This is a genomic window from Paenibacillus sp. P4_E11 (assembly GCF_056401635.1).
Map to the genome: position 1 here is coordinate 113381 of NZ_JBFUIX010000005.1, position 12158 is coordinate 125538.

A 12158-nucleotide genomic window follows, 5' to 3' on the forward strand; every position below is an offset into this window, starting at 1 on the left:
TCTCACCCTACTTACCATACCTACAATCTGAATATTTGGATCGTCCGCTGCAGCTGGCTTACCGATTGGGCCATCTGCTCGGACTGACCGACCATATCTTCGACAGCGGCGATCTGTTCATTCATCGCCGCTGATACTTTTTCCGTGCCTGCCGCAGATTGAATCGTAATGGTAGCGATGCTGTCCATCGTGCTAGAGATCATCTTGGCACTATCCAGCATTCGATCGCTCTCCGTTGCGAATTGGGCAATTTGGTCTGTAATGAAACTGATGCTTTCCACAATTCGGGTGAAGATCGCTTCAGTCTCCTGGATCAGGCTCGTCTGCTTATCGACGATGCGTTCGTTCTGATTAATCTGCTGCAACGCTTGATCGATGCCTTGTCCAATACTGCGGACAAGCGTGAATACTGCCTTGGCGGAAGATGCCGACTCCTCGGCAAGCTTGCGCACCTCCTGCGCCACGACGGCAAACCCTTTTCCTTGCTCACCTGCTCTAGCCGCTTCAATCGAAGCATTCAACGAGAGAAGATTGGTTTGCTCCGCGATTTCCGATATCGTATGGGTGATCTTCGAGATCCCGTTCGCCTCATGAGCGAGTTGATCGATTGTCTTGGATAGGGTAGAGGTCGCTTCCACGTTACGCTGCATCCCTTCACCTTGACTCTCCACAGCGGTTCGCCCTTGATTAATCAAGGACAGCATCGCATCCGACTTGGTGTTCATTTCTTTGGTCGAATTCGTGTAGTTGGATACCTTCGTTTCAATCTCCTTAATGGCGGAAGCCATCCGTTCAATCTCGATGGCGATTTGCTGAGAGCCGGAGGCCAGCTCATTCGCGCTGTATGTGACTTCTCCCATCACCTGCTTCAGATTCTGGTTCTTGCTGCTGCTGTTCCGGGTGTTATCGGCAACGCTGCGCGTGATACCTGTCGTTTCATTCAGAATATCGCGAAGTTTGTCGATCATTTTATTGAAAGAACGCCCCAATTCACCTAGTGCATCGTTGCTCGTCACATCGACCTTAATCGAGAAATCACCCTTGGAGATGTTCAAGGCGACGCGTGAAATGCTGTCAATAGGATCTGTAAGCGCTCTCTCCAACCATGTGATAAAAGGATAACTGGCCCCGATCATGACTAGTACGATCAGACAGGCTAGGACAAAAGACACATCGGAACTGGCCGCGAACACTAAGATTACGGCAGAGAAGATACCGACAAGTGTGAAACAACCAGCCAGCAGCTTTTGTTTGAAGGATAGAGCTTGAAACATAGACATTGAACGACCCCATTTCCAATAAATGATGGAACACAAGAACAGGTAAATTATAACATGTCGAAATCAATCGGTCTATCGTAGGTTAGGTCGAACCTGCTAGTTCTCAAGTCTCTATTACTCTAGTAAACTCTGGTATATAATGAGTCTGTATACCCTTATTGTCTAAACGGAACCATCCAATCACGAAGGCCCGCGAAGCCGTTTATGTTCGGAAGAGAGGGATATCCATGCCAGAACTATCCAATTGCAAAGACTGCAGAAAGCTTTATTTACAGATCAAGTCCGAATATTGCAGCGATTGCCAAGCGCAGAATAACCGATATTTCATGCAAATGCGTGAATTTCTGAAGGTCAATCCGAGGAGTACTGTTATGGAGATCCATGCCAAGACCGGGATACCCGTCTCGAAGATTCTTGAGCTTCGCAATAGTGAATACGTCCCATTCAGTTCATAACCACATTGCTGAATAGATCCCACAAGGGGCCCGTTTTTCTCTTCGGAGGAGACGGGCCTTTTGTATTAATTTTGTAGGACCCGTTCACATAATATGTAAAAGAATGTTGAAACAGGTAGTTGCCGTTCTTATATTAAGTCGTAGGACCTAAGAAAATACATAATATTACAAATTCAGCACGGAAGGAGGAATTACATGATCGTATCGCAAGTTCCGCTTGCCCGCCAATTGGACATCGTGTTCAAACAACTTCGCAACGAGCTATCGCAACAATCCTCAGGCACAGTTTTTATTCAGATTCGCAACAATCTAATTGGCAAGTTCGGTGTGCGGCATCTTCCACTCGAAGCGAGAGACGGAAGAGTTGAGCAGCAAAGCAAGAAGGGGCTGTCTGTAGCGCAACAATCATCTTTTCTGCGGATGGTTATTGAGTCGTTAGATTACAAGACACCTTGGACTCACGGAGAGATGTACCTGGATTTCGCTCTTAAACAGAGCACTCTTTGCACAAGTGTACAGTTCGAATCAAATTATAACATGGCGCAATTGTTACCGCTTGATAAGTAATGATGTAATAGCACTCATACCTTTATTCAAGAACAGAATTGATGCATATCAAGCGTCAGTTCTGTTCCAGGACAGGCTGTCTGCAGCAGCGATCATGCTGTTAGTGGACAGTCTTTTCTACGCAAATAAAAAGCCTGATTCCATCGATCGGCTTGACCGAATGAAACCAGGCACTGGGTTGTTGATTTATCGGGAGAATTGGTTTCCTCCGCTAAGCTGTTGTTCCGCAATTTGCACTAAGCGGCGAGTTATGTAGCCACCGATTGATCCATTTTCACGTGTAAGCATGTAGCCCATGTAACCGTCTTGTGGAATTTGAATGCCTAGCTCTTGAGCGACTTCATACTTCATTTGGTCGAGTGCTGCTGAAGCTTGTGGAACTACCAGCCTGCTGCGGCTGCTTTGTTGCTGTTGTTGACCTGCTGCCATCTGAATCACCTCCCGTTTGATACGTATTATGGACGAATTGGCAAATTCTACTCATCACCTTAGAATGGTAAATGTAACCACAGATTTCGTCTGGTATACTATATCCATGCTGCACGAAATTAGCCGGATGGGAGAGGCTATCGATTAACTGTGAACAAGAGGAGTGGAAAGTGAAAAAGAGGACCCTGGCGAGTTTTGGCTTGAACCTCCATACCGCGAAATCCCTTATACAGTCATAGGAGTTCAAACAAGATGTTTGAGAAAAATGGTCCTTTTTCACTTGGAACGGCCGTTTTAGCCTCCATCCACAGTTAATCGACAGCCATTAGGAAGGTGGGGATGTCATGTTCCGTATACAATTTAAAGGATTGAAGCTGGAAACCGAACTTCAAATCGTACAGGCTGAAGTCAGGGTAGAGGCAGACGGAGAGTCGATCGTAGACGAGTCCATGTGTGTCGACGTTGGATTGCCTGCCTTGCTGTATAGCTGTTACGAGCCGACGCTTCCGAATCGTTGGGCTTCTGTTGATGACTGGCCGTCCATTCCGTTCTTCGTATGCGGATGCGGCGATCCAGAGTGCCGGGCGATCGGATTTCGGACGAGAATAATCGAGGAAGACGAGCAGATCGAATGGGTGCTTGTGGAGCAGGGTGAGGATCGAACGTACCGTGAGCATGAGACGTACAGGTTCGAGTTAGGGGAATATCGGGAGCAGGTGCTGCAAGCAGCGGAGCAGGTTCTGGCGCTTGTGGACGGCCAAGACTACCGCCCCCTCATGACAGAGACGGAGGCGGTCGTGGGCCGCTTGACAGACAAGCTTCGCCGGCAAGTGCTAGGGGTTCGTGATAACTGACTGACTTAAGATAAAGGAAGCGAACGAACGATAGCATCATCCTGAAGCTTCGAACGAAGTGTCTTGCAGTTGTTCTCCGGCGATTCAATCGTCCAGCCGGCTACCTTGGTGCCACAGATGACGGCTTGACGAAGCGGAAGGCCTCTCATTAACCCCATTACGGTTCCCGAGAAGTAAGCATCTCCGGCTCCGCTGGAATCTTCCACTGTCACCGGATACACGTCTTGTACGCCAGCCTCGCCAGTCGTACCGTCGAAGTAGACGGACCCTTCGGCGCCGAGTGTAACGACCAGTTGCGGCAGCTCAAGTGAGTGGGCTAGTTCGCGAATGGTCACCAGTCTATCGCTTTCATTCAGATCAATGAATGATCTGCCAAGAAGACGTTCGGCTTCGATGTGATTGCAGATGAAGCAAGAGAGCTTGGACAATAGCTTCGGCTGCTGCATAATAACGTCCAGATTGCCGGGTATACCATATACCGGCTTGTTCTGCTTCTCAGCCAGTTCTAACACGGAAGCGGATAGCTCGGCGTTCAGATCCAGCTCCAGCAAGATGTGAGAGGACGAGGAGACGATAGCCGCTCCTTGCTTTGCGAACGTGGCAGCCATTGCCGACAAGTCCGGCATTTGCGAGATCGAACCGGCGAGATCGCCATGTTCATCCAACACGGCCATCCACATCCCCATCCCTTCCTGCTCTGCCTTCGTCATATAATCCGTCGCCACACCAGAACTTTCCAACCGTTGTAACACTTCCAGACCAAGGCCGGAATTATCAACCGAAGAGACGAGCCGGGCTTCTACGCCCATCAACCCCAGATTCTCGGCAATGTTGCGCCCTACCCCGCCATGAACGAATTGTATGCGGCCCAGATTGCGGCCAGTCGGCATATAGGTGTTGAAGGGGAAACCTTTGCAATCAATAAATACGGTCCCGATGACCGTTGCATAGAGCTGTTCCATGTTCTTCTGTTGCTCCTTCTATTCTCGGGTAATTTGCATATCGATCCATAGCTTGCGCGTCTCACCTGGAGCGAGTGCACTCATCCCAGTGATCTCGGCATCCATCTGTATATTTGGTGCATTCGTTACCCAAGTATACGGTTCGATACATATATAATCTTGGGCCAGGCCTTTGGTAAAAATGACCCATTGCTTGAACGCCTCAGAACCGTTGTAGCGGATCTTGTAGCCCGGTTTGGCCAATACCGATTCCACGGGGTTCGAACCGATCTGGAACACCGTATCGAGCGTCATACCCTCAAGCGATATACCGTCAGCCATCTCACTGAACCGATCCAACGGTAACAGCGCGCCAGTCGGCATAGCATCCTCATCCAGCTGCCAGATCGATTCAACTGGCAGCTGGAACGTCCACTTGTCCGGCTCGCCGTCTAGCTTGAACCATGTATGGACCCCGAACCCGTACGGAGCGGGGAGAGGGCTGTGATTGGTGGCCATCACCTCTTGAAGCAACCCGCTTGCGGAAAGGGTGTAGGTGACTTCAATCGTCAAGTCATGCGGATATTGCTCCGCCAGCTCCGGGTACTCTGTGGTGCGGAATGAAGTTGAGATCGAGAGCTTGCCGTCGCTCTCTTCGGTATGTACGACCTTCCAGGCGCGGTTGCGAACGATGCCGTGAATATGGTGCCCTTGCGGTGTATTGATCGCGAGCTGGTAATGTCTATCGTCGAAGTCGAAAGCGCCGTGGCGGATCCGGTTCGGCGGCATCATCATGGGAATGCCGAAGTGACCGGGCTGCTCCAGGATGGCGTCGAGTGAATCCGGAACGCGCAATACATCGCGGCCCGCCACCTTGTCCCACATCCGAATCATATTGCTTCCGATGGAAGGCAGCAGGGTAAGCGCGAACTGCTCGTTTTCGATTATATAGGCGGGAACGCCTTGCCATGTTCCTTGTGTAATTGGCATGGGGTGTCGGCTCCTTTTTGGTCGCTATGGTGATCAGTCTCGTCCTATTCTATCAAAACATGCTTTTAAATGTCACGGATTAGTTGTCCAGTCCCCGAGGTTACGCGCCAAAATCATAATTAGGGGAAACGTACAGCTCTTTGGGTGCTTCGATCTTCTGAATCTTCTGCGCATGGATGATCATGAGGTCGGCGCCGTTATATACCGTCTTCGCAATCGTTCCGGTTAGCTTGATCCATTGATCGGTTGCGTACACGTTAGCCTTGTCATACTGCACGAGTAGACCATAAGGAGAGGCGTCTGCTGAGCAGCATTGAACGGTGAAACGGCCGATGACGAACTGCTTGTCGGTCATCTCTTCATCCCGATAGACGAATCCGGTCAGCTCGATTGTCTTGCCTACGAAGGCATTGGCATACAAGTCCAACGTTGTAAGGGTTTCGATGTACAGGTCTTCCGGCACCTGAATCGTATCTTCCTTGTATAGCTTCATCGCATGCTTGGCGTAATGCACCGTGTAGACATCGGACGGAAACAATTGTTTCAGCTCGGCATCGTTAGATATAGCGTCTTGAGATCGCGCAAGGGCACTTTCCTTGGATCTGACATTCCCGGCACTGCTCAGGTTGATTCCTTTCTTGGAGGCAAGCGCGGTCCCCATCGAGGCGTCGGGCATAAGGAAGCCAATTAGCAGCGGAAAGGCAAATATGCAGTAGAATAACGTGTTACGGATTATAGAGCGGGAGGGAGTATGGTTATGCCCTTCTTCCTCACAATCGCATGCTGGAGGGTTCCCGCGAAACTGGCGTAGTGTCTCATACAGTTGATAAGCGCCGACTATGTACAACCCCATTGCCGCTAGCTTCACATAGAGGACCATGCGCGGGGCGATATAGAAGAGGATGGCATCATTTTTGACAAGCAAGGTTATATAGGCTGAGAATCCGAACAACAGAATAGCCTTAATCAAGGAATGAACCCATAAGTGCGGACGAGCAGGCATGGCAATTCTCCTCTCTAACTAGTTGTTACACAAGAAATGAATCAAACCAGATCGAACCAATAAGCACGAATACAGCAATCAAGATGCTTAGCAGAACGACGAACCGGCCGCGGAATACGGAGAGCAGCATAAGCGTGTTTTTGAAATCGAGCATAGGTCCGAATACGAGAAAGGTGAGCAGAGAACCGGCTGTGAATGTACCTGCGAAGGAGGAGGCGACAAAGGCGTCGGACGTGGAGCACAGCGATAATATATAGGCGAAGCCCATCATGAACAGGTTGGAGCTCCAGTCACTCTGGCCGATCGAGACGAGGCTTTCCCGGGAAACAACCGTCTGGATGCAAGCTGTAAGTACCGCGCCGAATATCAAATATTTGCCCATTTCAAAAAACTCATCAGAAGCGTGACCAAGCACTGAAAACAACTTGCTGTTATGTGAATGGTTATGGTTATGGTTATGGTAATGGTTATGGTTATGGTTGGGGTCAGGGTGATGATTATGCGAATGGAGGGAGAGGTTGGGCTCTTGCTGACGGGCCGGCCGAGCTTGCACGAAGCTCATGGGTGTAGTCGGGTGATAGCCGCGTAACGGATTGCGCTTGTAGAAGCGATAGATGATGATCCCGATACAGAAAGCTACTAGGAAGGCTAAGCCCATGCGTGAATAAGCGATCTCCGGACGCGAACGGAATGCCATGAATGTGGCAGCGAATACAACCGGGTTCAGAATTGGCCCAACTAGAATGAAGACAACGGCAATGTAGAGTGGCATCCCCTTCAGCATCAGCCGACGGACAATGGGGATCATGCCGCATTCACACAACGGGAAGATCAGGCCGAGCAAGCAGGCGAATAAGATGCCTAGCACCGGGTTGCGAGGGATCAGTCGGCGTACGGTCTGTTCGGACACGAATATTTGCAGCAGTGCCGAAGTGAGGACACCCAGCAGTACGAATGGAATAGCTTCCAGCAGTATGCTAATGAACAACGTCTTGAAGCTAGTCCAGTCGAATGAAGCGAGGAAGCTAAGGTCTGGAAGCTCCTTGCGCGTATAGATGAGTGCCATTAGGCTCAGGCAGGCTAGTCCGATCAGGAAGTGTGCGCTCCAGCGCTGGATCGTTTGCAAGCGGCATTCTCCTTTGGGTTATAGTCGAGAACACTATAACGTATGCGCATGCTGGAGCGATTAGGACATGTTGCAACGGGAAAAGTGATCTTATTGGTAAAACTTACGATTAGGAATCCAAATTTAGAATCCGATCTTATCCATTTTTCTGTTCACGCCGTAGTCAGTGTCTTTACGGTCTTTGTAAATTTCACGCATTACATGCTTCAATTCCGGTACGATGATTCGCGTCATAGCCAGCTTGACCGCTCCTGTTGAGCCTGGCATTGAGAATACTGCGGTGTTACCGCATACTCCGGCGACTGCCCGGCTCAGGATCGCAGCAGGTCCGATATCTTCGGCGAAGCTCAAGTAGCGGAATATTTCCCCGAAGCCGGGCATTTCCTTGTCGAGTACGTCACGAACCGCCTCATACGTCGTATCCCGCAGGGCAATACCTGTGCCGCCGTTCAGCAAAACCGCCTCAATCTCGTTGTTTGCGGCTGCGCGGCGAATCAACTGCTGAATGGGGCCGTATTCGTCCTTCACAATGCGATAATCGGCTATGGAATATCCTGCTTCTTCCAACAGTTGCTTCATTAACTGACCGCTTTTGTCCGTGTCCGGTGTACGTGTATCTGATACCGTAATAATCATGCAGCGGACCGATGCCGGTGCTTCCTTGCGATGCTCTTCAGTTGACAATGGGATTCCTCCGTTCGGATTGAGGGTGCTGTTAACAGCATACTTTTTTTGATTCCGTCATTCAATAGCCATCCGATGCACAAATCGGCATTCTGTATTTGACGAGAGGCTTGGGTGCTGTTATTATATTAGTTATGCGATTCTTTCGTGAAATCACTTTTGTGTAATGTAAAGGAGGTGTGTACCGATGCGCGTTATCGTTACTTTGGCTTGTACCGAATCGGGTGACCGTAACTATACGACTACAAAGAACAAGAAAACTCATCCTCAGCGTATTGAGATGAGAAAGTATTCCCCACGCCTGAAGAAATACACGGTTCACCGCGAAACTCGCTAAGATTAGCGGTTGAATGCAAGAACGCGATGACAGGAAAGAGTAGGATGCGTGAGCCGTTACAGAGAGCCGGTAGGAGCTGTGAACCGGTACGGTACGCCATTCGAATGGGTCCTGGAGCATGAAGTTGAACCGTCTGCATCGTAGTATGCAGGCTCAGTAGGCGGAACGGCGGTTCCCCGTTACAGGAGCATAAGGTTCTCTGTTCGGCATCTGCTGCTCAGGAAACAAATTAGGGTGGTACCACGGCCTCTCGTCCCTTCGACGAGTGGCTTTTTTGTATTCTCGGCGAATTAAACCATAGACAAAAAACTCATAAATGGAGGTATATTCAAATGAAACGTGTCTTATCTGGCATTCAGCCAAGCGGTCAACTCACATTAGGCAACTATATCGGAGCGTTGCGCAATTACGTTCTGCTGCAGGAGGAGCATGAGTGCTACTTCATGGTTGTTGATCTTCACGCGATTACCGTGCCACAAGAGCCAGCTGCACTTCGAGAGCAGACGGAATCGGTAACAGCTTTGTTCCTGGCGTCGGGTCTCGATCCTGCCAAGTCGAACGTCTTCCTGCAGTCACACGTCCGTGCCCACGCAGAGCTGGGCTGGTTGCTGACGACACTCACATATATGGGCGAGCTGGAACGGATGACCCAGTTCAAGGACAAATCAAGCGGCAAGGAATCGATCGGAGCCGGCTTGTTCACGTATCCATCACTGATGGCGGCTGACATTCTGCTGTACGATACCGACCTTGTCCCGGTGGGTGACGACCAGAAGCAGCATTTGGAGCTGACAAGAGACTTGGCTGCTCGCTTCAACCAACGTTATGGGGAAACATTCCGTTTACCAGATGGGTACATTCCCAAGGTAGGGGCAAGAATTATGTCGCTTGATGATGCGTCGAAGAAGATGAGTAAAAGCAGTCCGAATGCTGGCAGTTACATCGCTATGCTCGACGGACCCGACGTCATTCGCAAGAAGATTAGCCGTGCCGTTACGGATTCAGGACGCGAAGTGAAGTTCGACCCGGCGGGTAAGCCGGAAGTTACGAATCTGATGAGCATCTATGCCAGCTGCTCGGAGCTCTCTATTGCTGACATCGAAGCGAAGTATGAAGGCCAGGGTTACGGTCCGTTCAAGAAGGATTTGGCCGAGCAAGTGGTGAACACGCTTGAACCGATCCAGCAACGATACCGTGACATTCGATCCTCCGGTGAGCTGGAAGCCGTATTGAAGCAAGGAGCCGAGCAAGCATCGACGGTCGCCGAGGCAACGCTGCAGCGAGTGAAGTCCAGGATGGGATTCGTACTGCCTCACTAAACTAGAAGCGGCGCCCGGTGTAAGCTGAACGTTAATCAGCCACCTCGCTTACGCCGAAGTCTCGCGTTCAGCACGAAGCCGAATCCCATGCAGGCTATTGCAGCGAATGTACAGAGCAGTGCTCCGAGTAAGCTGCGGTAGGCAATCGATAAACTTACTCCGCAGAGTAGGGCGACACAGATTGTGGCAAACAATAGGGCTAACGAGCGGTTCATAGGTTGTACCTCCGGTTATTTTTCTAGAAACTAATTGGAGCGGACATGCATAATCTTTCATCTGCGTAACATACTAAGCTTGCAAGCTTGCAAACACAAAACCCATACATCACGCAGATTGAAAGGAGTTTTCTATCATGGCAGGTCAATCTCGCAACAGCAATACCCCAATCGTTCCACAAGCAAGTCAAGCTCTATCACAAATGAAGTATGAGGTCGCCCAAGAACTGGGGATTGCATTGCCACAAGACGGCTACTATGGCAACATGACTAGCCGCGACATGGGGTCCATTGGTGGATCCATTACGAAACGTCTGGTTCAAATTGCAGAGCAATCGCTCTCTGGTGGCAGCATGAGCATGAACCGCAGCTCCCGTTAATACACCGGTACCCACATAAGCATGATAGAAGCTCAAGGGATGCAAGTCCCTTGAGCTTTTTCTAGATATATATAAAAAATAGAGATCCCAGGGCCCCCGCAAAGGGGCTTCGCCATGGAATAAGCTACGAAGGCCCTCTTCACTTTGTGGGGAGTTCTTAATAGGCGTTGATCTTAAGCTTCTTCTCGACTCGGCCTTCATTTAGCCAACCGACATAAGAATCCATCGGGGTATAGCGTTTATCCATCAACAAGACAGCAACGAACGGATACTGCTTTCGGTGGCGGTATCGGACATCGACCCAGCGAACCTCATACCCCCAGGAATGCTCCTTCAACTCGGCACATGCATACGATGTGAAGTAGAGGAAAGCCATTACATCAGGATGGGAGCGGGATGCTTCCACAGCCGGATGATGCATAAAGTCGACCTCGTCGATCCAGCGCAAAGTGTGATTTTTATACTCGCCGAGTGTGTAGTGTCCATCGCCCTTGGATTTCACAACATTCCACACATAGAGATGAATCGTCGGGATGATCAAGTATTCGTGCTTCGGATCGTACAGGGTATCCTGCAGCTTCACTCGTCGGCGAACGACCCAATGCGCGGCTGTACGCCATACATAATAGCCTGCCAACAATACATACATCGAAGGGAATACAACTTCCGGCGGCGCAAGACGGACCGACCAGATGAAGATGGCGATCACATGTGCAGAGAACAGAATCGGATCGAAGATATGGATAATGTTCCAGGAAATCCACTTCTCCGTAAACGGGCGGAACGCCTGCGTACCGTAAGCATTGAATAGATCCGTGAACACATGGAAGGCGACTGCAATGAACACCCATAACGCGATATGCGGGATCGAGGCGCCTTGGAACAAGATGGACAAGACCAACGTAACTAACACGGTCCATATCCCGATGGCTGGCAAGGAATGCGACTTACCGCGATGATTGCGAATATAAGCGGCGTTCCCCTTCAATCGAAGCAGTCCATCACTATCTGGAATTTGCGAGCCGATTACGGTGCCGATCAGGACGGCGGTTGCGGTTGTGGTGTCGGATGCGACGACGGAATCTACATAAGCTAATCCAGCCAAGCCGAGTCCTACGACAAGATGAGTACCTGTGTCCAAAAGTATGTCTCCTCCTAAAATTACTCCAGAAAGTCACTACACAGCGAAGCTCCAAAGCGTACAAGACTGAACAGATTGTGCAGATTGATGCTACAATTATTGTACCATGTTCTTTCTCAAAAAATAAATCAAGAGGTGAATTCGCATTGTATAAAGTTTTCGTTGAGTATAAAGTGTCCCCGGAACGACGCGATACATACATAGCGTTTATGAAAAGTATGCAAGCTTGCTATCCGCAAATGGAACTGCTGGAAGCGACGGATCAACCTTTGTTGTTCCTCGAGATATGGCAAGTGAGTACGGAGGAGGATTACGTCGCATTTAAACAAGAGCGTATACGGTTCAATCACGAAGAATGGTCGACGACGTATCCGTGGATTGTTGGTGGCGTGGACAAAGTAAACATTTGGCGATTTCACCACTCTACTTAACTTATG

At 49.8% G+C, this 12158-nt stretch carries 16 protein-coding genes and 1 other annotated feature; of the genes, 7 read left to right on the plus strand and 9 right to left on the minus strand.

Features of this window, described 5'->3' with window-relative positions:
- Nucleotides 1-20: 20 nt before the first annotated feature.
- On the minus strand, nucleotides 21-1280 hold the full coding sequence (locus AC1DWB_RS03975; protein WP_477539731.1) for a methyl-accepting chemotaxis protein: 1260 nt from the start codon (nucleotides 1278-1280) through the stop codon (nucleotides 21-23).
- A 227-nt stretch (nucleotides 1281-1507) separates the two neighbouring features.
- On the opposite strand from AC1DWB_RS03975, the gene AC1DWB_RS03980 reads away from it, so the two are divergent.
- Together AC1DWB_RS03980 and AC1DWB_RS03985 are read left to right on the plus strand one after the other, a co-directional pair.
- A complete protein-coding gene (locus AC1DWB_RS03980) occupies nucleotides 1508-1735 on the plus strand; it encodes a hypothetical protein (protein WP_477539732.1) in 228 nt (75 codons plus the stop codon).
- Between the two features lie 195 nt (nucleotides 1736-1930).
- Nucleotides 1931-2302, plus strand: coding sequence for an O-methyltransferase (locus tag AC1DWB_RS03985; protein ID WP_477539733.1), 372 nt, complete (start codon nucleotides 1931-1933; stop codon nucleotides 2300-2302).
- A 186-nt stretch (nucleotides 2303-2488) separates the two neighbouring features.
- Here the strand turns inward: AC1DWB_RS03985 and AC1DWB_RS03990 are convergent, their stop codons facing one another.
- Nucleotides 2489-2731 (minus strand): small, acid-soluble spore protein, alpha/beta type, encoded by a 243-nt coding sequence (locus AC1DWB_RS03990; protein WP_477539734.1) that lies wholly within the window; start codon nucleotides 2729-2731, stop codon nucleotides 2489-2491.
- 344 nt (nucleotides 2732-3075) lie between these two features.
- Here AC1DWB_RS03990 and AC1DWB_RS03995 point away from each other — a divergent pair, with 344 nt between their 5' ends.
- Nucleotides 3076-3585, plus strand: coding sequence for a hypothetical protein (locus AC1DWB_RS03995; RefSeq protein ID WP_477539735.1), 510 nt, complete (start codon nucleotides 3076-3078; stop codon nucleotides 3583-3585).
- A gap of 5 nt (nucleotides 3586-3590) precedes the next feature.
- Here AC1DWB_RS03995 and AC1DWB_RS04000 read toward each other — a convergent pair whose 3' ends face one another.
- The 5 genes from AC1DWB_RS04000 to AC1DWB_RS04020 form a co-directional block, all read right to left on the minus strand.
- On the minus strand, nucleotides 3591-4547 hold the full coding sequence (locus AC1DWB_RS04000; RefSeq protein WP_477539736.1) for a PfkB family carbohydrate kinase: 957 nt from the start codon (nucleotides 4545-4547) through the stop codon (nucleotides 3591-3593).
- 18 nt (nucleotides 4548-4565) lie between these two features.
- On the minus strand, nucleotides 4566-5516 hold the full coding sequence (locus AC1DWB_RS04005) for an aldose epimerase family protein (protein WP_477539737.1): 951 nt from the start codon (nucleotides 5514-5516) through the stop codon (nucleotides 4566-4568).
- A gap of 100 nt (nucleotides 5517-5616) precedes the next feature.
- Nucleotides 5617-6519: a TIGR03943 family putative permease subunit gene (locus tag AC1DWB_RS04010; protein WP_477539738.1), complete on the minus strand. Its 903-nt coding sequence runs from the start codon at nucleotides 6517-6519 to the stop codon at nucleotides 5617-5619.
- A gap of 25 nt (nucleotides 6520-6544) precedes the next feature.
- Nucleotides 6545-7645 (minus strand): permease, encoded by a 1101-nt coding sequence (locus AC1DWB_RS04015; protein WP_477539739.1) that lies wholly within the window; start codon nucleotides 7643-7645, stop codon nucleotides 6545-6547.
- A gap of 123 nt (nucleotides 7646-7768) precedes the next feature.
- On the minus strand, nucleotides 7769-8281 hold the full coding sequence (locus tag AC1DWB_RS04020) for a MogA/MoaB family molybdenum cofactor biosynthesis protein (protein WP_477539766.1): 513 nt from the start codon (nucleotides 8279-8281) through the stop codon (nucleotides 7769-7771).
- A gap of 235 nt (nucleotides 8282-8516) precedes the next feature.
- On the opposite strand from AC1DWB_RS04020, the gene rpmG reads away from it, so the two are divergent.
- Together rpmG and trpS are read left to right on the plus strand one after the other, a co-directional pair.
- Nucleotides 8517-8666 (plus strand): 50S ribosomal protein L33, encoded by a 150-nt coding sequence (gene rpmG, locus AC1DWB_RS04025; RefSeq protein ID WP_477539740.1) that lies wholly within the window; start codon nucleotides 8517-8519, stop codon nucleotides 8664-8666.
- Between the two features lie 17 nt (nucleotides 8667-8683).
- Nucleotides 8684-8927, plus strand: a binding site (T-box leader).
- Between the two features lie 71 nt (nucleotides 8928-8998).
- Nucleotides 8999-9985 carry a tryptophan--tRNA ligase gene (gene trpS / locus AC1DWB_RS04030; protein ID WP_477539741.1) on the plus strand — a complete coding sequence of 329 codons (987 nt, stop codon included), beginning with the start codon at nucleotides 8999-9001 and terminating at the stop codon, nucleotides 9983-9985.
- A gap of 35 nt (nucleotides 9986-10020) precedes the next feature.
- Here the strand turns inward: trpS and AC1DWB_RS04035 are convergent, their stop codons facing one another.
- A complete protein-coding gene (locus AC1DWB_RS04035) occupies nucleotides 10021-10200 on the minus strand; it encodes a DUF5325 family protein (protein ID WP_477539742.1) in 180 nt (59 codons plus the stop codon).
- A gap of 134 nt (nucleotides 10201-10334) precedes the next feature.
- Between AC1DWB_RS04035 and AC1DWB_RS04040 the strand changes: the two genes are divergently transcribed.
- The gene (locus tag AC1DWB_RS04040) at nucleotides 10335-10580 is read left to right on the plus strand and encodes a small, acid-soluble spore protein, alpha/beta type (RefSeq protein ID WP_477539767.1); all 246 of its coding nucleotides are present in this window, start codon (nucleotides 10335-10337) and stop codon (nucleotides 10578-10580) included.
- Nucleotides 10581-10737: 157 nt separating this feature from the next.
- On the opposite strand, the gene AC1DWB_RS04045 is transcribed toward AC1DWB_RS04040, so the two are convergent.
- Nucleotides 10738-11721 carry a metal-dependent hydrolase gene (locus AC1DWB_RS04045; RefSeq protein ID WP_477539743.1) on the minus strand — a complete coding sequence of 328 codons (984 nt, stop codon included), beginning with the start codon at nucleotides 11719-11721 and terminating at the stop codon, nucleotides 10738-10740.
- Nucleotides 11722-11867: 146 nt separating this feature from the next.
- Here AC1DWB_RS04045 and AC1DWB_RS04050 point away from each other — a divergent pair, with 146 nt between their 5' ends.
- On the plus strand, nucleotides 11868-12152 hold the full coding sequence (locus tag AC1DWB_RS04050) for a hypothetical protein (protein ID WP_477539744.1): 285 nt from the start codon (nucleotides 11868-11870) through the stop codon (nucleotides 12150-12152).
- The last annotated feature ends 6 nt before the right edge of the window (nucleotides 12153-12158 follow it).

Coding starts and splice junctions, on each gene's coding strand:
- AC1DWB_RS04005 (WP_477539737.1), bottom strand. CDS start 5,516: ATGCCAATTACACAAGGAACATGGCAAGGCGTTCCCGCCTATATAATC.
- AC1DWB_RS03975 (WP_477539731.1), bottom strand. CDS start 1,280: ATGTCTATGTTTCAAGCTCTATCCTTCAAACAAAAGCTGCTGGCTGGT.
- AC1DWB_RS03990 (WP_477539734.1), bottom strand. CDS start 2,731: ATGGCAGCAGGTCAACAACAGCAACAAAGCAGCCGCAGCAGGCTGGTA.
- AC1DWB_RS04000 (WP_477539736.1), bottom strand. CDS start 4,547: ATGGAACAGCTCTATGCAACGGTCATCGGGACCGTATTTATTGATTGC.
- AC1DWB_RS04035 (WP_477539742.1), bottom strand. CDS start 10,200: ATGAACCGCTCGTTAGCCCTATTGTTTGCCACAATCTGTGTCGCCCTA.
- AC1DWB_RS04020 (WP_477539766.1), bottom strand. CDS start 8,281: ATGATTATTACGGTATCAGATACACGTACACCGGACACGGACAAAAGC.
- trpS (WP_477539741.1), top strand. CDS start 8,999: ATGAAACGTGTCTTATCTGGCATTCAGCCAAGCGGTCAACTCACATTA.
- AC1DWB_RS03995 (WP_477539735.1), top strand. CDS start 3,076: ATGTTCCGTATACAATTTAAAGGATTGAAGCTGGAAACCGAACTTCAA.
- rpmG (WP_477539740.1), top strand. CDS start 8,517: ATGCGCGTTATCGTTACTTTGGCTTGTACCGAATCGGGTGACCGTAAC.
- AC1DWB_RS04010 (WP_477539738.1), bottom strand. CDS start 6,519: ATGCCTGCTCGTCCGCACTTATGGGTTCATTCCTTGATTAAGGCTATT.
- AC1DWB_RS03985 (WP_477539733.1), top strand. CDS start 1,931: ATGATCGTATCGCAAGTTCCGCTTGCCCGCCAATTGGACATCGTGTTC.
- AC1DWB_RS03980 (WP_477539732.1), top strand. CDS start 1,508: ATGCCAGAACTATCCAATTGCAAAGACTGCAGAAAGCTTTATTTACAG.